General features: G+C 73.9%; 19 protein-coding genes. 10 read left to right on the top strand and 9 right to left on the bottom strand.

What is annotated here, in order from left to right:
* Window positions 1-8 precede the first annotated feature (8 nt).
* Window positions 9-329, top strand: coding sequence for a hypothetical protein (locus ACIBQZ_RS19590; protein ID WP_396090135.1), 321 nt, complete (start codon window positions 9-11; stop codon window positions 327-329).
* Window positions 330-351: 22 nt separating this feature from the next.
* On the opposite strand, the gene ACIBQZ_RS19595 is transcribed toward ACIBQZ_RS19590, so the two are convergent.
* Both ACIBQZ_RS19595 and ACIBQZ_RS19600 read right to left on the bottom strand, forming a co-directional pair.
* A complete protein-coding gene (locus tag ACIBQZ_RS19595) occupies window positions 352-1,230 on the bottom strand; it encodes a diacylglycerol/lipid kinase family protein (protein WP_396090136.1) in 879 nt (292 codons plus the stop codon).
* Entirely contained in the window at window positions 1,227-2,729 is a 1,503-nt protein-coding gene (locus ACIBQZ_RS19600; protein WP_396090137.1) for an FAD-binding oxidoreductase, read from the bottom strand. The genes ACIBQZ_RS19595 and ACIBQZ_RS19600 overlap by 4 nt, the downstream gene beginning before the upstream one ends.
* A gap of 17 nt (window positions 2,730-2,746) precedes the next feature.
* Between ACIBQZ_RS19600 and ACIBQZ_RS19605 the strand changes: the two genes are divergently transcribed.
* From ACIBQZ_RS19605 to ACIBQZ_RS19615, 3 genes are all read left to right on the top strand, one after another.
* Window positions 2,747-3,334 (top strand): TetR/AcrR family transcriptional regulator, encoded by a 588-nt coding sequence (locus tag ACIBQZ_RS19605; protein ID WP_396090138.1) that lies wholly within the window; start codon window positions 2,747-2,749, stop codon window positions 3,332-3,334.
* Entirely contained in the window at window positions 3,331-4,857 is a 1,527-nt protein-coding gene (locus tag ACIBQZ_RS19610; RefSeq protein ID WP_396090139.1) for a glycerol-3-phosphate dehydrogenase/oxidase, read from the top strand. Before ACIBQZ_RS19605 ends, ACIBQZ_RS19610 begins: the two co-directional genes overlap by 4 nt.
* A gap of 330 nt (window positions 4,858-5,187) precedes the next feature.
* Window positions 5,188-8,142, top strand: a complete 2,955-nt coding sequence (locus tag ACIBQZ_RS19615; protein WP_396090140.1) for a glycosyl hydrolase — start codon at window positions 5,188-5,190, stop codon at window positions 8,140-8,142.
* A gap of 64 nt (window positions 8,143-8,206) precedes the next feature.
* On the opposite strand, the gene ACIBQZ_RS19620 is transcribed toward ACIBQZ_RS19615, so the two are convergent.
* Window positions 8,207-8,395, bottom strand: coding sequence for a hypothetical protein (locus ACIBQZ_RS19620; RefSeq protein ID WP_396090141.1), 189 nt, complete (start codon window positions 8,393-8,395; stop codon window positions 8,207-8,209).
* A gap of 124 nt (window positions 8,396-8,519) precedes the next feature.
* Here ACIBQZ_RS19620 and ACIBQZ_RS19625 point away from each other — a divergent pair, with 124 nt between their 5' ends.
* Together ACIBQZ_RS19625 and ACIBQZ_RS19630 are read left to right on the top strand one after the other, a co-directional pair.
* The gene (locus tag ACIBQZ_RS19625) at window positions 8,520-9,173 is read left to right on the top strand and encodes a lysophospholipid acyltransferase family protein (protein ID WP_396090142.1); all 654 of its coding nucleotides are present in this window, start codon (window positions 8,520-8,522) and stop codon (window positions 9,171-9,173) included.
* A 109-nt stretch (window positions 9,174-9,282) separates the two neighbouring features.
* Complete coding sequence (locus ACIBQZ_RS19630) at window positions 9,283-9,918, top strand: GNAT family N-acetyltransferase (protein ID WP_396090143.1); 636 nt, start codon at window positions 9,283-9,285, stop codon at window positions 9,916-9,918.
* A gap of 21 nt (window positions 9,919-9,939) precedes the next feature.
* On the opposite strand, the gene ACIBQZ_RS19635 is transcribed toward ACIBQZ_RS19630, so the two are convergent.
* Window positions 9,940-10,380, bottom strand: a complete 441-nt coding sequence (locus ACIBQZ_RS19635; RefSeq protein WP_396090144.1) for an STAS domain-containing protein — start codon at window positions 10,378-10,380, stop codon at window positions 9,940-9,942.
* A gap of 347 nt (window positions 10,381-10,727) precedes the next feature.
* Here ACIBQZ_RS19635 and ACIBQZ_RS19640 point away from each other — a divergent pair, with 347 nt between their 5' ends.
* Complete coding sequence (locus ACIBQZ_RS19640; protein ID WP_396090145.1) at window positions 10,728-11,870, top strand: N(5)-(carboxyethyl)ornithine synthase; 1,143 nt, start codon at window positions 10,728-10,730, stop codon at window positions 11,868-11,870.
* Window positions 11,871-11,890: 20 nt separating this feature from the next.
* On the opposite strand, the gene ACIBQZ_RS19645 is transcribed toward ACIBQZ_RS19640, so the two are convergent.
* The 4 genes from ACIBQZ_RS19645 to ACIBQZ_RS19660 are packed head-to-tail and all read right to left on the bottom strand — an operon-like array spanning window position 11,891 to window position 15,426.
* A complete protein-coding gene (locus tag ACIBQZ_RS19645) occupies window positions 11,891-12,922 on the bottom strand; it encodes a maleylpyruvate isomerase family mycothiol-dependent enzyme (RefSeq protein ID WP_396090146.1) in 1,032 nt (343 codons plus the stop codon).
* Entirely contained in the window at window positions 12,919-13,512 is a 594-nt protein-coding gene (locus ACIBQZ_RS19650) for a sigma-70 family RNA polymerase sigma factor (RefSeq protein ID WP_396090147.1), read from the bottom strand. Before ACIBQZ_RS19650 ends, ACIBQZ_RS19645 begins: the two co-directional genes overlap by 4 nt.
* A gap of 13 nt (window positions 13,513-13,525) precedes the next feature.
* A complete protein-coding gene (locus ACIBQZ_RS19655; protein WP_396090148.1) occupies window positions 13,526-13,966 on the bottom strand; it encodes a hypothetical protein in 441 nt (146 codons plus the stop codon).
* Window positions 13,967-14,016: 50 nt separating this feature from the next.
* On the bottom strand, window positions 14,017-15,426 hold the full coding sequence (locus ACIBQZ_RS19660; protein WP_396090149.1) for a DUF4331 domain-containing protein: 1,410 nt from the start codon (window positions 15,424-15,426) through the stop codon (window positions 14,017-14,019).
* A 176-nt stretch (window positions 15,427-15,602) separates the two neighbouring features.
* On the opposite strand from ACIBQZ_RS19660, the gene ACIBQZ_RS19665 reads away from it, so the two are divergent.
* Window positions 15,603-16,880: a tetratricopeptide repeat protein gene (locus ACIBQZ_RS19665; protein WP_396090150.1), complete on the top strand. Its 1,278-nt coding sequence runs from the start codon at window positions 15,603-15,605 to the stop codon at window positions 16,878-16,880.
* 41 nt (window positions 16,881-16,921) lie between these two features.
* Entirely contained in the window at window positions 16,922-17,374 is a 453-nt protein-coding gene (locus ACIBQZ_RS19670) for a pyridoxamine 5'-phosphate oxidase family protein (RefSeq protein ID WP_396090151.1), read from the top strand.
* A 41-nt stretch (window positions 17,375-17,415) separates the two neighbouring features.
* Here the strand turns inward: ACIBQZ_RS19670 and ACIBQZ_RS19675 are convergent, their stop codons facing one another.
* Window positions 17,416-17,916 carry an Lrp/AsnC family transcriptional regulator gene (locus tag ACIBQZ_RS19675; protein WP_396090152.1) on the bottom strand — a complete coding sequence of 167 codons (501 nt, stop codon included), beginning with the start codon at window positions 17,914-17,916 and terminating at the stop codon, window positions 17,416-17,418.
* Window positions 17,917-18,009: 93 nt separating this feature from the next.
* Between ACIBQZ_RS19675 and ACIBQZ_RS19680 the strand changes: the two genes are divergently transcribed.
* Window positions 18,010-19,233 carry an MFS transporter gene (locus ACIBQZ_RS19680; RefSeq protein ID WP_396090153.1) on the top strand — a complete coding sequence of 408 codons (1,224 nt, stop codon included), beginning with the start codon at window positions 18,010-18,012 and terminating at the stop codon, window positions 19,231-19,233.
* Window positions 19,234-19,294 lie beyond the last annotated feature (61 nt).

The raw sequence follows: 19,294 nt of genomic DNA on the forward strand, positions 1-19,294 counted from the left end.
AGCCCGCCATGACCCACACCGTCAGCATCGACATCGCCGCGCCGGTCCAGCTGTACGACACGTTCCACGCCGCGCTCCTCAAGCACACCGGCGGGCAGGTGGACGGGCTGCTCGCACACGTCGCCTGGCCGACCGGGACCGGGTTCCGGCTGCTCGAGGTCTGGACCTCGAAGGAATCACGCGAGCGCGCCGGCCGGGACGTCATCGCCCAGGTCTGGGCCACGCTCGCGCCCGCCGGCTCGGAGCCGCCCGCCGACCTGCCCGAGGAGCACGTCCAGGAGCTCGACACGCGCGGCATCGTCATCCCGTCCGCCGGCATCGCCGTGTAGCGGGCGCTCGTGGCCCGGCGGGTCAGGCGCCGATGAGGTGCAGGGCCGCCGGGCGTACCCGGACCGTCACCGGACCCGCCGGCAGCTTCTCGCCGTCCGCGTAGAACGGGATCGGGCGGTCCGTGGCGATGGTGACCTCCCGGATCGGGCGGCTGGTGATGCCCGGCATGCCCACGTGCGCGCCGCGGCGCATGGCGGTCAGCACCGGTACGAGGCGCCGCCGGCTCATCTCGCCGATCGTCACCAGCTCCAGCAGGCCGTCGTCCAGCAGCGCCGCCGGGGCGATCTTGAGGGCGCCGCCGTACCAGGCGCAGTTGGCGGCCACCACCGTGTTGCCGCGCACCCGTTCCGGCACCCCGTCGACGCGCAGGTCGTAGGTGACCGGATGCCAGCGGGCGAGGACGAGCACGGCCGCGATCTGGTACGCGATCGGCCGGCGGGGCAGGCGCCAGCGGTTGGCCGCGTCGTTGGCCACCGAGTCCAGGCCCGCGCAGACGCTGCCGAGCACCACCCGGTCACCGGCCATCGCCACGTCGATCGGCCGGCTCGGGCGCTCGCGCAGGGCCGCGGCGAACGTCGCCGGGTCGTCGCGGGGGAGCGGCACGGCGCGGGCGAGGTCGTTGCCCCGGCCGGCCGGGACCAGGCCCAGCTCCGCGGTCGTTCCCGTGAGCCCGGCCGCCACCGCGCCGGCCAGGCCGTCGCCGCCGGCCGCGAGCACCGTGTCGCCCCGGCCGGCTGCCGCGGCGGCGAGCTCCGTCGCGTGCGGCAGACTCCGGCTGTACGTGACCCGCACCCGGGCGCCGCTCTCCCGCAGGGCCCGGGCCAGGCTGATCATCGTCGCCGCGGCCGTGCCCGAGCCGGCGGCGGGGTTGACCACGGCAGTGAACGCGTCGCGGATCACGGCAGCAGGATCCCGGGATTGAGGATGCCGGCCGGGTCGAGGGCCCGTTTGACCGCGTGCAGCACCGCGGCGCCGACCGGACCGATCTCCTGGGCGTACCAGGGCCGGTGGTCCCGGCCGATGCCGTGATGGTGGGTGATCGTCGCGCCGGATGCGACGATCGCCGCGCCGGCGCTGGTCTTGGCCGCCCGCCACTGCGCGACCGGATCCTCGGCCTGGGCGGCCACGACGGTGAAGTACAGCGAGGCGCCGGTCTCGTAGACGTGCGAGATGTGGCACATGACGATCGGCGGGGTGCCGGCGTCGCCCAGCGCCCCGAGCAGCGCGTCCCGGACCGCGGTGTAGGTCTGCGGCAGGCGGTCCCAGAAGGTGGCGGTCTCCAGCGTCTCGGCGAGGGCGCCGGCGTCCAGCAGCGCGTCGCGCAGGTACGGCGCCCGGAACCGGCCGGCCTCCCACACCTTGCCCGGCTCCTCGCCGAGCGGTTCGCCGCCGTACTCGGTGAGCCGATCGGCGGGGTCCGCGTCGCCGAGGTGCCCCACGATGGCGAGGCAGCCGCCGCCGGCGTCCGCACTCGCGCCCGTCGCCGCGTTGACAGCGGTCTCCGCCTCGTCGGAGAGCCGGAGCACGGCCGGCAACGGGCCGTCCTGGGCGAGCGCGCGCACCGCCCGCATCCCCGCGTCGAACGACGGGAAGGCCCAGCCCGCGTACCGCACCTCCCGGGCCGGCCGGATCCGCAGGGTGAGCTCGGTGATCACGCCGAACGCCCCCTCGGAACCCAGCAGCAGCTGGCGCAGGTCGGGGCCCGCGGCGGACTGCGGCGCCCGGCCGAGCTCGAGCGTGCCGGCGCCGGTGGCGGCACGCAGGGCGACCACCATCTGGTCGAAGCGCCCGTACCCGGCCGAGGCCTGGCCGCTGGAGCGGGTGGCGGCGAACCCGCCCAGGGTCGCGTACTGGAACGACTGCGGGAAGTGGCCGAGGGTGAAGCCGGCTTCGGCGAGCATCTGCTCGGCGCGGGGACCGGTGACGCCCGCCTCGAAGGTCGCCGTCCGGGAGGTCCGGTCCAGGCGGACCAGGCGGACCAGGCGGCTCAGGTCGAGGGCGACCACGCCGGCGTAGCCGTCGCGGAGCGCGCGCAGACCGCCGACCACCGAGGTGCGGCCGCCGTGCGGCACGACCGCCACCCGGTGGTCCGCCGCGATCCGCAGGACCTCGAGCACCTCGTCGTGCGAGGCGGGCCGGGCCACCCCGTCGGGGGCGTCCGGCACGGCGCCGGACCGGGACGTGAGCAGGTCCACCGTGGACATGCCGGTCGCGTGGCGCAGGCGGGCGCCGGCCGAGACGTCCAGGCCGGGGAAGTCGGGCAGCGGCGCCGGGGCGGGCAGCTCCGGCCCGGTGACCGGACGGGGTCCGGTCACCCCGAGCGCGGTGGAGAGCAGATCGCGGACGCCGGACGGCAGGGTGACGGCGTCGGCGGGATCGCCCCAGCGGAAGAGGGTCATGCGTTACACTGTGACACATGACGTCAGTTCGTAACAGTGCTGAGGACGCCCTCCTCGACGCCGCCCGCGCCTGCGTGCTGGCCGTCGGGCTGCGGCGCACGACGCTGACCGACGTGGCGCGCCGCGCCGGCGTGTCCCGGATGACGATGTACCGGCGCTGGCCGGACATGGCCACGCTGATGGCGGATCTGATGACCCGCGAGTGGAGTGCGCTGGCGATCACGGCGGAGACCGAGGCGGTGGGCGGGACCGCGCGCGAGCGCATCGTCGACGGCCTGGTCCGCGGCGCCCGCGCCCTGCGTGGGCACGCGATGTTCCGCCGGGTGGTGGAGCTCGACCCCGAGGTGCTGCTGCCGTACCTGGTCGACCGGCGGGGCAGCGTGCAGGACGCCATCCTCGACCACCTCATCGCCTCGATCGAGGCCGGCCGCGGCGACGGGTCGCTGCGCCGGCAGGATCCGGTGCTGCTGGGACGCGCGGCGGTCCTGGCCGTGCACGGGTTTGTCGTCTCCGCCTCGACCATGACCGGCCCGGAGGGCGACATCGGCGAGGACGCCCTCGACGACGAGCTGCGCCTGCTCCTCGACCGGTTCCTCCGGCCGTGAGCGCCACCTCGCTCAGCGCGGCACGCCGCCGGCGCGAACTGGCCGAGCTCGCCGCCGGGCGCACGGTCGACCTGCTCGTCGTCGGCCTCGGTGTGACCGGCGCCGGCGTCGCCCTGGACGCGGCGTCGCGAGGGCTGTCGGTGGCCGCGGTCGACGCCGTCGACCTCGCCTTCGGCACCTCCCGGTGGAGCTCCAAGCTGGTGCACGGCGGGCTGCGCTACCTGGCCGGCGGGCACGTGGCGCTGGCGTACGAGAGCGCCACCGAGCGCGACGTGCTGCTGCGGCGCACCGCACCGCACCTGGTCAGCGCGCTGCCGTTCGTCCTGCCCCTGACGCCGTTCGTCCGCGCGCCGCGGGCCCTGCTCATGCGCGCCGGGTTCGCCGCGGGTGACGCCCTGCGCGCCGCGGCCGGCACCCCGCGCGCCGCCCTGCCCCGCTCCCGGCGCATCTCCGCCGTCGAGGTCCGGCGGCTGGCGCCGGCCGTGCGCCGGACCGGGCTGCGCGGCGGGCTGGTGCAGTGGGACGGTCAGCTCGTCGACGACGCCCGGCTGGTCGTCGCCCTGGCCCGCACGGCGGCCGGCTTCGGCGCCCGCATCCTGACCCGGTGCGCCGTCGAGGAGCTGCACGGCCGGGGCGCCGCGGTCCGGGACGCGCTCACCGGCGAACGCCACGAGATCCGCGCCCGGGCGGTCGTCAACGCCACCGGTGTCTGGGCCGGCGAGCTGGACCCGACCGTCCACCTGCGACCGTCCCGCGGCACCCACCTGGTGCTGCGCGCCGCCGCGCTGGGCCACCCCACGGCCGCGCTGACCATCCCGGTGCCCGGCGAGACGAACCGGTTCGTCTTCGCCCTTCCCCAGCCCGGCGGCCTCGTCTACGCCGGGCTCACCGACGAGCCGGTCGACGGCCCGGCCAGCGAGGTGCCCGAACCCAGCCCGGCCGAGGTGGGCTTCCTGCTCGACGTCCTCGGCACCGCGCTGGAGGTGTCGGTGACCGACGCCGACGTCGTGGGCATGTTCGCGGGCCTGCGGCCGTTGCTCGCCGGCGGCGCGGACCGCACCGCCGACCTGTCCCGCCGGCACGCCGTGCTGACCTCGCCCGGCGGCGTCACCACGATCGTCGGCGGCAAGCTCACCACGTACCGGAAGATGGCCGCCGACGCGGTCGACGCCGCGGTGGTCCTCGCGGGGTTGACCGCCGGGCCGTGCCGCACCGCGCGCACGCCCCTGGTCGGCGCCGCGTCCCCCGACCGGCTGGGCCGCCTGGCCGTGCCCGCCCGGCTGATCGCCCGCTACGGCGCCGAGGCCCCCGCGGTGTACGCGCTCGGCGCGGCCGACCCGCAGCTGCGGCAACCGGTCGCCCCGGGTGTTGAGGTCACCGGCGCGGAGCTGCTCTTCGCGGTCCGCCACGAGGGCGCGCTGACCGAGGACGACCTGCTGGACCGGCGTACCCGGATCGGCCTGGTGCCCGCGGACCGGGAACGCGCCGGGCCGGCCGCGCGCACCGCCCTCGCCGCGGCCTGAAGCGGCCCTTCGCTTAAGAATGTTCACAATTGACGCCCGGTGCGGACCGGCGACCCCCGTCAGGTGAGGGAACAGCCGGGAATCCGTCCCGTCGTCGACGCCGGATTCCCGGAGTCCAGGCAGGTGCCGCCACGCCGTGTGTAGGCCTGGCCTGCGTGGACGGCCCGGTGGCAGGCGTGGGGACGCGGATCCCGCACGGCGGCCGGGTCCACTTCGGCAACGCTTTTAAATAGGTCGAGACATTGACGACATGGATTGGAAACATCTACCGTCCTGACACGAGAGAGCGCTCTCACGGCCATCCGAAAGCGGCACCACAGTGGAGGCGACATGCAGAAATCCGTCCGAAGTGCGATAGCCGGGAGCACCGGCAGGGCGTTCGTGCTGGCCGTCATCGCCTCCGTCACCGCGGGGCTCGCGGCGGTGGCCGTCGCCACCACCGCCGACGCGGCCACGGTCGGCGCGGGCAGCTACACCGAGACCCTGCCCGCCGGCGCCGCGCTACCCGCCGGCTGCGGCACGCTGTCCACCAACCCCCGGCAGTTCCTGACCGCCGGCGCGCCGGCCGGCCCCGTGCCGACCAACGACTGGTGGTCGTCGCTGGTCTTCAAGAAGTTCGACTGCAGCTACAGCGAGAACCTGCACGCCCACCCGATCAGCTACGACACCGGCTCGGGTGGGCTGGGCTTCTCCTACAACACCACGCCGCAGATCAGCGGCTCGGCCACCGGCGTCGGTGAGTACCACTACGTCTACGCCGAGGACTTCACCGCCGGCGTCACCGGCATGAACGCGCCGAGGGTGCTCGTCGACGACTGGAGCGACTGGACGGTCACCCCGTACTGGAGCGACGGCACCCGCACCATGAAGGCCACCATCGGGCACGGGCTGCCGTTCGCCTACTTCCAGATCACCGGCGGCGACGCCCAGATCACCGCGAAGAGCACCCCGACCGTCTGGTCCAACAGCGGCACGCGGATCGGCTACTCCGTCGGGGGCAAGGACTACGTGGCGTACGCGCCCACCGGAGCCACCTGGTCGGTCAGCGGCACCGTGATCAGCTCCAGCCTGGCCGGCAAGGGCTACTTCTCCGTCGCCGCGCTGCCCACCAGGCCGGACACCACCACCGCGGACAAGCTCACCCTGGCCGGCACCTACGGCCAGTACGCGCACAACCACGTCACCGGCACCAGGTTGTCCTACTCCTACGACCAGGCGGCCAGCCGCGTGTCGACCACCTACTCGTACACCACCACCGCGCGCGAGGGCAGCGGCACCGGCACGGTCATCGCCCTGTACCCGCACCAGTGGCGGGCGCTGAGCGGGGCCACCCCGATCGCGCAGACCTACGTGAGCGCCCGCGGGGCGATGAAGACGCTGGTCGGCCGGTCCTCGTACACCACCTCGGCGGTCTTCTCGGGCGTGCTGCCCGAGGTGCCGGCGGTGGCCGACAGCAGCGGCGCCGACCTCACCACCCTCAACGGATACCTGGACGCGGTGCGGTCCGACCCGATGGACGTGCGCGGCAACGACACCTACTGGACCGGCAAGGGCCTCGGCCGCGCCGCCCGGATCGCCGAGATCGCCGACCAGCTCGGCCGCACCGACGTACGCGACGTCGCCCTCACCGCCATCCGTGAACGGCTCACCGACTGGTTCACTGCGTCGCAGGACAAGTCCCAGCGGGTGTTCTACTACGACCGCAACTGGGGCACCCTGATCGGCTACCCCGCCTCGTACGGCTCCGACCAGGAACTCAACGACCACCACTTCCACTACGGCTACTTCATCGCCGCGGCGGCCACGCTGGCCAAGTTCGACCCGCAGTGGGCCTCGACCGGGCGCTACGGCGGCATGGTCGACCTGCTCATCCGCGACGCCAACAACTACGACCGCGCCGACACCCGGTTCCCCTACCTGCGCGACTTCGACATCTACGCCGGCCACGACTGGGCGGCCGGGCACGGCGCGTTCTTCGCCGGCAACAACCAGGAGTCCTCGTCCGAGGGCATGAACTACGCCAACGCGCTGATCCAGTGGGGTCAGGCGACCGGCAACACCGCGGTCCGCGACGCCGGCATCTTCATCTGGACCACCCAGTCCGCCGCGATCAACGAGTACTGGTTCGACATCCACAACGAGAACTTCCCCGAGGCGTTCGGTCACGCCACCGTGGGCATGGTGTGGGGCGACGGCGGCGCGTACTCGACCTGGTTCACCGCGGCGCCGGAGATGATCCAGGGCATCAACATGCTGCCGATCACCGGCGGGCACTTCTACCTCGGCACCGACCCGGCGTACGTGCGCGCCAACTACGCCGAGGTGGTCCGCAACGCCGGCCGCGAACCGGCCGTCTGGCAGGACATCCTCTGGTCGTTCCTGGCGCTCGGCGACGGCGACGCGGCGCTGACCAAGTTCCGGGCGAACGCCGGCTACACCCCGGAGGAGGGCGAGAGCAGGGCGCACACCTTCCACTGGATCCGCAACCTGGCCGCCCTCGGCACGACCGACACCTCGGTCACCGCCGACCACCCCCTGGCCCGGGTGTTCGTCAAGAACGGCGTCAAGACGTACGTGGCGTCCAACATCACCGCAAAGCCGCTGACGGTGACGTTCTCCGACGGCCGTACCCTGACCGCGGCCGCCGGCCGGACCGCCACCGCCGGCGGGTTCACCTGGAGCGGCGGCGACGCCACCGGCGGCGGCGTCAACCCGACCCCGACCGGCACCACGCCCACACCGACCGAGCCGACCGGCAGCCCCACGCCGACGCCGACGGTCACCACGGACCCGACGCCGACCCCGACCACCCCGGGTGGCGCGATCCGCTTCCTGCAGAGCGGGGGAGCCCTGGCCGGTACGGCCGGAACCGCCGGGACGCTGAGCGTGCCGAAGGCCGGGCACATCCCGGACGACCAGCCGCACGACCCGGTGACCTTCACCGCCACCGGGCTCACCCTGACCCACCGGGCGGGCGTGCCGACCGCCTTCGACCTGGCGGTGGACGCCGGCACCACGGTCGGCAACGCCACCCAGGTGCGGGTCTCGTACGACCTGACCGGCGACGGCAGCTTCGACCGGGTCGAGACCTACCGCTACTTCGCCCTCGACCCGGTCGCCGGCTGGGAGCGGTACCGGGAGACCGCGGGCCTGGCCGCGGCCACCGGCACCCTGGGCAACCTGGCGAACGGCACGGTGCGGGTGGAGATCTGGAGCCCGATCGGCTCCGGGCCGTCCACCGTCTCGCTCGGCAGCCTGTCCACGGTGCAGCTGCCGTACCAGTGAGCTGACGAACGAGCAGCGCCGCGTGGCCCGGGCCACGCGGCGCTGCCCGTTGTGGGCGTACCGCTCAGCGACGCATGGCCTTGCGCCGGACCACGCCGATGGCCGCGGTGCCGAGGAACAGGATGATCCCGATGATGGCCAGCCACAGCAGGCCTTTGATCGCGAAGCCGACCACCGCCAGGATGAGCCAGAGCACGAGCAGAACGATGAGCAGGACAAGCACGTCGATCCCCTCCTGACGGGAGGCCCTCATCGAGGGCGGTTCTCCTCCAGCGTGTACCGGGTGGGGCTCAGCGGGCAGGGTCGAAAGGCCCGGCCCGGCGCAGATGGGTCGGAAGCCTCTGGTCGTCGCGGGTGCGGGCGGCGACGGTGGAACGATGCGGGAGAGCCGAAGTGTCATCGCCGAGCAGAGCGCCGGCCCTCGGATCTCGCCGGTGTATCGGATGGTCATGGCCGCGGCGTGGCCGATCGTCCGCTGGTGGGGCCGCCTGGAGGTGGTCGGGGCGCACCAGCTGCCGACCGAGGGCGCGACGATCGTCGTGGCCAATCATGACAGCGCCTGGGACCCGGTGGTGATCGCCGCCGCGGTGCGCCGCCGCCGGCAGATCCATGCGCTGGCCAAGGCATCGTTGTGGGAGCATCCGCTGCTCGGCCGGGTCCTCGACGGGATGGGGCAGATCCCCGTGGAGCGCGGCCGTGCGGACGCGGCCGCGATGGCCGCCGCCGGGCAGCATCTGGCCGCGGGCGGCTGCGTCGGGATCTTCCCCGAGGGCACCGTCTCGCGGGGCCGGCACCTGCGCGCCCGCAGCGGCGCCGGCCGGTTGGCCCGGGCCGTGCCGCAGGCGCGCATCGTCTGCGCCGCGGTCACCGGGACCGTGGACATCACCCGGTTCCCGCGACGCCCCCGGTTGCGGGTGACGTTCTTCGACCCCGCGCTCCCGGCGGCGACGGAATCCGCGCAGGAGCTGTCCACGCGGCTGACCGCCGAGATCCGCCGGCGAGCACCGGTGGTGGAATCGGTACGACCATGAGCAACCGGCGCCGTCCCGGACAGACCCGACAGCTCCAGGGTCGAAGGTCGTGAATACCGGGGACTTCGGCCGGGCCGGACCGGGCCGGGCGTCGGTCACAATAGATCTCATGGGACCGGAACCGAAGCAGCATCCCGCCGAGGTGCCGCCCGGCTACCCTCGCGAGTTCGAACGCGAGCTCCGGCTGTCGGACGGCCGGGCGATCTGGCTGCGTCCCCTCGTTCCCGACGACAGCGAGCAGCTCGCCCACGCCATCCGCACCGCCGACCCGGAGACCGTCTACCGCCGTTTCCTGGGTGCGGCGCCGCGGGTCACGCCGGCACTGCTCGAGCATCTGTGCACGGTCGACTACCGGAAGCGGTTCGCCCTGGTCGCCGCGGACGCGGCGACCGGGGTGGGTGTCGGCATCGCCAGATATGAAGCAGTGACAGCGGACAGCGCCGAGGTCGCTGTCGCGGTCGACCCGGCCTGGCGCCGGGCCGGACTGGCCACCGCGCTGGTCGAGATGCTCGCCGAGGCCGCGCTCGGCCGGGGCATCACCAGCTTCAGCGCCTCCTACCTCGCCGAGAACCGTCCCGTGCGTGCCCTGCTCGGTCTCGCCGGCGACGGGAAACAGGCCATTCACGCGGGCCTCGCCGAGGCGGCCGTCGCCCTGGACCGCGCCAGCGTGACGGCCGCCGTCCAGCGCCTCACCCGAGATGGCGCACCCGGCGCCGCCCAAGGCCCGGCGGCGCCGGGACCGTGAGGGCGCCTGCCGGCCGGTCGGTCACGGACGGCGCCGCGACGATGACACCGTCGCGCACCGCGGTCGCCCCCGGGTGCTGACCCGGGCCGCACCGCGAAGGTGCATCCGCCCGATCGGTTCCGAGCTGAGGATGCCGAGCAGCCCGGTCGCCTCCATGACCCGCCGGACCAGGGGCTGGGGTCCGGTGATCCGCAACCGGCCGCCGGCGCGGGCGGCGACGCGCCTCGCGACGACGAGGACACCGAGCCCGCGGCAGTCCAGGAACGTGACCCCGGCGAGGTCGACCTCGATGTGCTGCGGGCGCCCGGCGAGAATGACGCCGAGCAGGTCGGCGAACAGCTCCTCGGCGGTGGAGAGATCGATCTCGCCGATCACGGCGATCCGGACCGCACGTTCCGACAGCCACCTCGGCTCGACGCGCAGCGGCGCTGGTGGGGTCAGTGGTGACGGGGTGCTGGACATAGGTCCTCCTGACCGACAATCTCCACGGCGTCCGTGGCGAGCGGGCAGGGTCCGGACCCGTGGTGGAATGCTGGCGGACCGATCGGTCGAGCGCGAGCGCGAGCTACGGCGTCCCTCGCCATTGTCCGCGACCCGGACGCCGTTGGGCAGGGCCGAACGTCCCCTGTCCAGCCGCGAGCCGGTGTGCCCGACCCGGTGACCCCCGCCGGTAGGTCCAACGGCCCCTGCGCCGGGCCGCATCGGCGCGCAGGATGGAGGGGCGTCAGGCGACCGGCAAGCCACCCGCCGTCGTGTGCTCGGGAGGCCAAGATCGCCACCGGACACCGGTTCCGGACCGAGGAGGGCACGTGGACCAGCTCAGCATCGCGGTCATGGCACGCTCACACAAGGAGCACGAGCGGCGCCTGCCGATCCATCCGCGGCACTTCGCGCGGATCGATCCCGACCTGCGCGGCAGCATCTTTCTCGAACGCGGCTACGGCGAGAGCTTCGGCGTGCCCGACGAGCAGCTGGCGCCGTACGTGGCCGGGCTGCTGCCCCGGGCCCGGCTGATCGCCGACTGCGACGTCGTCCTGCTGCCCAAACCGGTGCCGCGTGACCTCGCCGAGCTGCGGGAGGGCCAGATCCTGTGGGGCTGGCCGCACTGTGTGCAGGGCGCGGAGATCACCCAGCTCGCCATCGACCGGCGCCTGACGCTGATCGCCTTCGAAGCCATGAACCACTGGTCGCACGACGGCGAGTTCAACCTGCACGTCTTCCACAAGAACAACGAGCTCGCCGGCTACTGCTCGGTGCTGCACGCGCTGGAACTCATCGGGACCACCGGCGACTACGGCCGCCACCTGCGGGCCGCCGTCATCGGCTTCGGCGCCACCGGCCGGGGCGCGGTCACCGCCCTCAACGCGCACGGCGTGCTCGACGTCGACGTGCTCACGCACCGCGGCACCACAGCCGTCGCCTCACCGATCCACTCCACCCGCATCATGCACTTCGACCGCGACCTCCGCGATCCCCGTCGAGGCACCGTCCTCACCGAGAGCGGCCCGGTGCCGATGGCGGAACATCTGGCCGCCCACGACATCGTCGTCAACTGCGTGCTGCAGAACACCGACTCGCCGCTGACCTTCCTCACCGGCGACGACCTGGCCGCGCTCACCCCCGGCGCCCTCATCGTGGACGTCTCCTGCGACGAGGGGATGGGCTTCAGCTGGGCGCGGCCGACCTCGTTCGCGCATCCGATGCTGACCGTGGGCGACAACATCAGCTACTACGCCGTCGACCACAGCCCGTCCTACCTCTGGAACTCGGCAAGCTGGGAGATCAGCGAAGCGCTGCTGCCCTACCTGCCGACCGTGCTCGGCGGCCCCAAGGCCTGGGACGAGGACGAGACCATCCGGCGGGCCATCGAGATCCAGGACGGCATCATCCAGAACCCGCGCATCCTGTCCTACCAGCATCGCTCGCCCGACTACCCCTATCCCGCCGGCTGAGGGCCGCCGCCGCGATCGGCTCACGGGACCGGCGCCATCGCGGGCACGGCGGCGAGGAAGTCCCGGGCCAGGGCGGCGTCGCCGGTGACCCCGACGGCGATCCGCCCCGGATCGCGCCGGTCGCCGGCCAGCCGGCAGAACTCGACGACGTCGAGGGTCAGCACCGCGGCCGGGCGGGCCGACGCCACCGCCGGCGCCGCCGGGTCGAGCGGCACCGTCCACGTGCCACCGCCGGCGCCGGTGAGGTGCAATCGCAGGTGCCGGTCGTGCGGTGCCGCGATCCGCCGCGAGACGACGCGGGGCAGCACCCGGGCGGCGAGATCCGCCATCGGATGCACATGCTCGGGCAACGGCGGCACGGCCGGGCGGCCGGTCGCCGCGGCGATGTCCTCGCCGTGGATCCACGTCTCGTACGCCCGGGCGGTCATCGCGTCCGCCAGCGGCAGGGCCCGGCCCAGCGACACCGTCGCGGTGCCGGCCGGCGGACATTCCCCAAGGGAACGGCAGAGCGCATCGGCCTGTGAGCGCCAGGACCGCAGGGTCTGCTCCGGCGACCGGCCCTGCTCGAAGCGCAGGACGGCCTCCGTGCGCGCGAGCAGCGTCTGGCCCGGCTCCACCGGCGGCTGGACGGGCAGTCCGAGACCGGCGGCGACCAGACCGTCGACGGCGGACAGGTGCGCGAGCAGGTCCCGCACGGTCAGCTGCTCGTACGCGGCGATCCGCTGCCAGTCCCCGGGAGCGAGGCCGGACAGCATCAGCTCCAGCGCCGCGACCTGGGCGGCGTACGGCGCCGCGTACTCCGGGGTCCTGATCGCCGCCGGTCGCCGGCCCGTCGCGGCCGCACGCAGCCGGGCGAGCGACCCGGCCGGCGGCCGGAGGTACGTGCCGCCGAGGTCGGCAGCCGCCTCCCGCAGCTCGCGTGACTCCCGCGCACAGGCGGGGCAGGTGCCCAGGTGAGCCTCGACGAGCTCGCGCTCCGCGGGGGAACACGCGTTCAGGGCCCACGCCCCGATGAGGTGGACGACCGTCTCGTGGTGCTGCGTGCCGGTCACGGCTTCTCCCCGTCGTGAGCGTGGACGCCGCGCAGTGCCACGCCCAGCCGGCGCAGCCCCTCGCGCAGCCGGGACTTCGCGGTGCCCTCCGGCACGCCCAGCTCGATCGCGACCTCACGGTAGGTGCGGCCCTCCAGGTACGCCAGGCTGATCGCGCGGCTCAGGTACTCGGGCAGGGAGCGCAGCGCGGTGGTGAGCCGTTCGGCCGCGTCGGAGTCCGAGACCTGGTCGCCGACCGGGTCACCGCGGCTGACCGTCCCGGCGTACAGGCGGGCGTCCAGGGCGGTCCGGCGGTGCGCCTCCTCGCGGCGCACCAGGTCGACCGCACGGCGGTGGGCCATCATCGCCAGCCAGCCGCGCAGGCTGCCCTTGGCCGGGTCGAAGCCGTGCGGGCGCTGCCAGAGGGCCAGGAACACCTCCTGGGTGACGTCCTCCGCCGCCCGGGCGTCCCGGGTGACGCGGGCGGCGATGCTGTAGACCAGGGAGCTGAACCGTTCGTACAGGTCGATGAAGGCGGACTCGTCGCCGAACACCAGCCGGTCCCGCAGCTGCGCGTCGTCGCCGGCCGCGCCGGTTGAACACTGCCGCAACAAGGCGTTCACCTCAGCCTCGGCGTCCTCGGTCGCTGACGCATGTCTTCTGCAGCAGGGCGCGGGCCGTCTCCACGTCCCGCAGGTACCGCGGCTCGGCGGTCCTGCTGTCCAGCCGGATGCGCAGATAGCCCAGCGACAGGACCACGGCCTCGATCGGCTCGCGCACCTCCGGGGTGGCGGCCGGCCCGAGCGCGACGAGCCGGTCCTGCACCCGGCGCAGCTCGGCGCGGTCGGCCACCGACAGCGCCGCGACGTCGTCGCGGTGGGTGAGCCGGGCGAGCGAGCGGACGGCCTCGGCAGCGTCGCGGCAGGCGCCCGGCGCGAACCGGTCCACCGCCGGCAGCACGAGCCGCGGCTGCGGGGGTGCGGCCGGCCGCTGGGCCAGGGCGACGGCTCCGACCAGGACGGTCGCCGCCGACAGGACGGCCGTGACGATGATGGGACGCTTCACGATCAGCTCCTTGCTGGGGCGCCGCCGTGGCGGCGCCCCAGGTCGTCCGGTCAGTTCTGGTTCACCGCGACCACGTTGGGCAGCGCGACGTAGGGGAACGTCCCGCGGAACGGGACCGCGTTGGCGTCGACCGCGTCGCCGAGCCCGTCGACCGCCGCGGGGTGGTTCGGCAGCAGCACACCCTCGGCCACCCGCAGGGTGACGTCGGTGACGTCGTCGGCCAGCCGGCGGCCGTTCGGGAACCCGGCGTTGTCACCGTCGAGCACGCCGAGGCGCTTCGGCGTCGCGGCCGGCGGGATCGACATGTTCAGCCGCAGCTGCTCGCCGGCCACGAACTTGGCCGGGTCGACGTCGCGGTTGAGCCGCTGCGAGTTGAGATCGATCCCGATCTTGCCGCAGGCCTTGCACAGGCCGGTCAGGAACACCTCGGTGAGGTCGTCGCGGGGGGTGGCCGGCGCGGGGATCCGGTAGATGTCCCGGATCCGGTTCGGCACCTCCGGGTTGCTGACGAACTGCGCGAACTTGGCGTCGTTGCGTGGCGCGGTCGCGTTGAACTCGTCCTTGCGGCCGACCGGGATGACCACCTCGTTCACCAGCGGCATGCCCAGCCGCGACACCTGCTGCCAGCCGCCGTACCGGTTGCGGTTGTTCTGGGTGTCGACCACCTCGATGCGCTGGCGCGACGTGGTGGACCAGACGCCGACGACCGGGTTGCGGGTGGCGTCGCCCTTGAGCGCCAGCGCGCTCTTGGGCACCTGGATGGCCAGCGTGTTGGTGTTGTAGCCGCGCACGGTGTCCTGGCCCACCTCGGAGAGGTCCCCGCCGTAGAACAGGTCGAAGATGCGCAGGTCGAGGAAGAACGGGTCGTCCGCCTGCCCGGCGAAGGTGCGCCCGCCGCCCGGCAGGCCGGTGATCGCCGCGTTGGACAGCGCCGCGTAGTTCGGCATCGACGCCGGGCCGACCCGCGAGGGCGCGACGCGGCCGTTGTTCACCAGCGTGGTGCTGCCGGACGCGGTGATCGCCTCCAGCTTGTAGGTCTGCAGGTAGTTCAGGTCCGGGTCGTCCAGCGACGTCACCACGTCGGTGTTGTAGAGGAACGTGTTCCGGCTGCGGTAGTTGTCGGTGAAGGTCCACCGGTAGATCAGGTCGGGCCGGCCGTCACCGTCGTTGTCGATGTTGATGTCGTACGCCGCGTCGGTGGCGAACGGGTAGAAGTTCGGCCCGCCGTTGGGCTCCTCGAACGGCACCCAGTTGGCGATCATCGTGACGGTGCTCGGCGCGTCCGGGCTGACGAAGGCGTACACGTCGGTGTTGTCCAGCTGGGGCTCGCCGGCGACCAGCGGGGCCTCCCGGTGACTGGACGCCTGGGTGACCGTCGGCGCCAGCGACGCTACGCAGGCCGTGGCCGCCAGGGCCGCCACGACGCCGATCACCGGTCTGCGGCTTGGGCGTTGGAGCATGTGATCCTCCTCCGGAGCCGGTACGGCCCGGGCGGGCCGCGGTGGCTGTCGGAGGTCGTTCGCGGCCCACCCGCCACCCGGATGAGTCGAGTCGGCTAGGCGACTGGGCGCCATCCGGACCGCTGCCCGGTGCGAATGCCTCCATCGACGACATCCGCCGAAGCAAGGAGGCGTTCATGCGCCGCGTGGTCATGCTCATCGCTGTCTCGGTCCTGGGCGTCGCGCTGGTGGTGGCGGCCGGCGCGCTGCTCGTACCGGTGGGGGACCGCTCACCGGTGAGCCGGAGCGCCGCCCGTGACACCGACCCGATCGCCGCCGCCCACCGCCGGCTCCAGCGGCTGCCGGACGACTGGAAGACCTGGGCCGAGCTCGGCCTGGCGTACGTGCAACGGGCCCGGACCACCGGGAACCAGGCCGACTACCCGCGCGCCGAGCAGGCACTCGACCGGTCGCTGGCGATCCGGCGGGAGGGCAACGCGCTCGCGCTGACCGGCCGGGGCGCGCTCGCCGCCGCCCGCCACGACTTCCCGGCCGCGTTGCGGCACGGCCGGGCCGCGCTCGCGGTGGACCCCTACCGGGCGGCCGCCCTCGGTGTCGTCGCCGACGCCCTCACCGAGCTGGGCCGCTACCCCGAGGCGTTCGCGACCGTCCAGCGGATGGTGAACCTGCGGCCGGATGCCGCGTCGTACGCCCGGGCCTCGTACACCTGGGAGCTGCGCGGTGAGGTCGGGCGCGCGACCGAGGCGATGCGCCGCGCCCTGGACGCCGCACCGAACCCGGCCGATCAGGCGTTCGCGCGGCTGCACCTGGGCGAGCTGGCCTTCGGCACCGGCGACCTGGACACCGCGACGACCCACTTCACCGAGGGACTGCGGCTCGTGCCCGGTCACCCGCCGCTGCGGGCGGGCCTGGCCCGGGTACGCGCGGCGCGCGGCGACACCGCCGGGGCCGTCGCGGAGTACCGTGCCGTCCTGACCACGGTGCTGGAGCCGGCGTACGTCGCCGAGGTCGGCGACCTGCTCACCGCGAGCGGGCAGCCGCAGGCCGGGGCCCAGGAGCACGCCCGGGCCCGGGCGGCGTGGGCCGCGGAGGCGAAGAACGGCCACCCGCCGGAGGCCGACCCCGCGCTGTTCGCCGCCGACCACCGGGACCCGGCCGCGCCGGCCGCCGCGCGCCGCCTCTACGCCCGGCAGCCCGGCATCGCCGGCGCCGACGCGATGGGCTGGGCCCTGTACGCCGCGGGCCGGCCGGCCGAGGCGCTCCGGTACGCCGACCGCGCGCTCAGGCTGGGCACCCGCAGCGCGCTGATGCACTACCACCGCGGCATGATCCTGGCCGGGCTCGGCCAGGTGCCGGCTGCCCGGGCGGAGCTGGCGAACGCGCTCCGGATCAACCCGCACTTCTCCACCCGGCATGCCCCGCTCGCGCGCGCGACGCTGGCCTCGCTCCACTGAGGGCGGACCGGCCGGCGGCGAGGAGATGGTTAGATTCCAGCATGGCTAGTTGGGTTGACGTGGAGAAGGAAGTCCCGGAGTTCGCCGCGCGGGTGCGCCGGCTGTTCGACGCGCACAAGCACAAAGTGCTGGCCACGCTCCGCAAGGACGGCGCGCCCCGGGTCAGCGGGATCGAGGCCCAGTTCACCGACGGCGAGATCGTGATGGGGATGATGGGCGGCTCGCTCAAGGCCCGGGATCTGCGCCGGGACCCGCGGATGGCGCTGAGCAGCGCCGGCGAGGACGTCCCCGCCGTGCCCAGCGACTGGGTCGGTGACGCCAAGATCAGCGGCCGCGTGGTCGAGGTGCCCGACCCGGCCCGGCCCGGCGAGCCGTCGAACGTCTTCCGGATCGACGCCACCGAGGTGGTGCACACCTACATCTCGCCGACGGCGGGGCTCGTGGTCGAGTCGTGGCACGAGGGACGCGGCCTGGAGCTGCGGGCGCTGGGCTGACGGGTGCCCCGCCGGCGTCCGCTGGTGACCCGGCGACCGCGCTACTGCCAACCCTCGTGGCGCGTGGCGGGGTGGTGTTCCTCGCGCGGGGGCGTGATTGCGGCGTTGTCGTACTGGGTGGAGAGCACCAGCGACGAGCGCAGCTGACCGTGCCGGCCCAGCCGTTCCAGCAGGCCCTCGAGGTGTTCCAGGGAGACGGCTCGCACCTTCAGCAACGAGCAGTGCGTGCCGCTGAGTTTGTGGACCTCGCTCACCTCGGGATACTGCGACGCCGATCCGTTCTGCAGCAGGCAGTGCCCCGAGTTGCAGCGCAGCTCGACGAAGGCGAGGAACGGGTGACCGGTGCGCCGGGCGTCGACCTGCGCCCGGTAGCCGGTGATCACCCCGGTCTCCTCGAGCCGGCGCACCCGTTCGGCGACCGCCGGCGAGGAGAGGTTGACCCGTCGCCCCAGCTCCTTGAAGGACAGTCGGGCGTCCGCCTGGAGCTCGGTGATGAGCTGCCAGTCCAGGGCATCCAACACCCTTTCCGATCGAATGGTCATATCGACAAACTACCTTCCGGTGCGCGGACTCATGGGGCGCGGAGCCGTCGATAGGCCATTCATCAACGATGAAGTCCTTTCTACGCTTGACTGATGGAGATCACCCTCGACGCGGACGCATCGGCCATCCGGCGACGCGCGATGCCGCTGCTGTTCGCCGCCGTGGCGCTGACCAACACCGCCATGGTGGCCGCGACCACGGTCAGCACGCTGATCGTCGCGGACACCGCCGGACTGGGCGCCGGCGGCCTTGCCAACGCCGCCGGCGTGCTGGGATCGGCGGTCGGCGCCTTCGGCCTGGGCGCGCTGACCGTCCGGCGCGGCAGCCGCCGGGCCCTGCTGACCGTCTACCTGCTGGGTGCCGCGGGCTGCGGGCTCGCCCTGGCCGGCGCGGCCACCACGGTGCTGCCCGCGCTGCTGATCGGCATGGTCGCGGTCGGCGTCGGCAACGGCGGCGCGCAGGTCTGCCGGTACCTCGCCGCGGAGCTGTATCCCGAGCACCGCAAGGCGTACGGCCTGTCGGTCATCGTGTGGGCGGGCACGGTCGGCGCGCTCGCCGGGCCGGCCCTCATCGCGCCCGCCGGACGCCTCGCGCAGAGCTGGGGGCTGCCCGATCTGTCCGGCGCGCTGCTGGCCGCCGCAGTGCTGACGGTGGCGGCGGTCGTCGTCACGCTCGCGCTGCCCGTCGCCACCGGCGCGGCGGCCCGCGGTGGCCGGCCCCGGCTGTCCTGGCCGGCGCTCGCGGCCGCGCTGCGTCAGCCGGCGGTGCGTACCCCGCTGGTCGCCATGCTGGCCGCGCACCTGGCGATGGTCACCATCATGACGATGACCCCGCTGCAGCTGCACGCGCACCACCAGGGGCTGGGCGCCATCGGGTGGGTGCTGGGCGCGCACATGGTGGGGATGTTCGCGCTGGCCCCGTTGTCCGGCCGGATCGCCGACCGGTGGGGCGGCCGGTTCACCATCGCGGTCGGCATCGCGCTGCTGGTGGCCGCGGCGCTGCTGGTGCTCTCCGCTCCCGGCGCGTACACCCTGGGCCTGCCCGCGGCGCTGTTCCTGCTCGGCTACGGCTGGAACCTGGTCTTCGTCGGCAGCAGCGGCCTGCTCAGCCGCGACCTGGGCGCCGACCGGCGGGCGGAGGTGCAGGGCGGCGTCGACGCGGTGGTCTTCGCCGCGTCCATCGCGGTCAGTCTCGCCGCCGGCGCGGCCTTCGCCGCGGGCGGCTTCCGGGTGGTGGCCGTCCTGGGGGGACTGATCGCGGTCGGGCCGCTGCCGTTGCTGGCCCGGCAGGTGCGGTGGTCGCTGCCCCGGCGGTGAACGGCTTCCTGCTGTTACCTTCCCGCCCGGCGAGGCCAGCAGGTCGCCGCGTACCGCCTGC

This window comes from Actinoplanes sp. NPDC049599 (assembly GCF_044465625.1).
GTDB lineage: Bacteria > Actinomycetota > Actinomycetes > Mycobacteriales > Micromonosporaceae > Actinoplanes.

Bases quoted from the DNA above. Each gene is read 5' to 3' on its own strand.
- ACIBQZ_RS19600 (WP_396090137.1), bottom strand. From the start codon at position 2,729: ATGACCCTCTTCCGCTGGGGCGATCCCGCCGACGCCGTCACCCTGCCG.
- ACIBQZ_RS19620 (WP_396090141.1), bottom strand. From the start codon at position 8,395: ATGAGGGCCTCCCGTCAGGAGGGGATCGACGTGCTTGTCCTGCTCATC.
- ACIBQZ_RS19605 (WP_396090138.1), top strand. From the start codon at position 2,747: ATGACGTCAGTTCGTAACAGTGCTGAGGACGCCCTCCTCGACGCCGCC.
- ACIBQZ_RS19675 (WP_396090152.1), bottom strand. From the start codon at position 17,916: ATGACCATTCGATCGGAAAGGGTGTTGGATGCCCTGGACTGGCAGCTC.
- ACIBQZ_RS19615 (WP_396090140.1), top strand. From the start codon at position 5,188: ATGCAGAAATCCGTCCGAAGTGCGATAGCCGGGAGCACCGGCAGGGCG.
- ACIBQZ_RS19625 (WP_396090142.1), top strand. From the start codon at position 8,520: ATGCGGGAGAGCCGAAGTGTCATCGCCGAGCAGAGCGCCGGCCCTCGG.
- ACIBQZ_RS19635 (WP_396090144.1), bottom strand. From the start codon at position 10,380: ATGTCCAGCACCCCGTCACCACTGACCCCACCAGCGCCGCTGCGCGTC.
- ACIBQZ_RS19665 (WP_396090150.1), top strand. From the start codon at position 15,603: ATGCGCCGCGTGGTCATGCTCATCGCTGTCTCGGTCCTGGGCGTCGCG.
- ACIBQZ_RS19660 (WP_396090149.1), bottom strand. From the start codon at position 15,426: ATGCTCCAACGCCCAAGCCGCAGACCGGTGATCGGCGTCGTGGCGGCC.
- ACIBQZ_RS19670 (WP_396090151.1), top strand. From the start codon at position 16,922: ATGGCTAGTTGGGTTGACGTGGAGAAGGAAGTCCCGGAGTTCGCCGCG.
- ACIBQZ_RS19590 (WP_396090135.1), top strand. From the start codon at position 9: ATGACCCACACCGTCAGCATCGACATCGCCGCGCCGGTCCAGCTGTAC.
- ACIBQZ_RS19630 (WP_396090143.1), top strand. From the start codon at position 9,283: ATGGGACCGGAACCGAAGCAGCATCCCGCCGAGGTGCCGCCCGGCTAC.
- ACIBQZ_RS19680 (WP_396090153.1), top strand. From the start codon at position 18,010: ATGGAGATCACCCTCGACGCGGACGCATCGGCCATCCGGCGACGCGCG.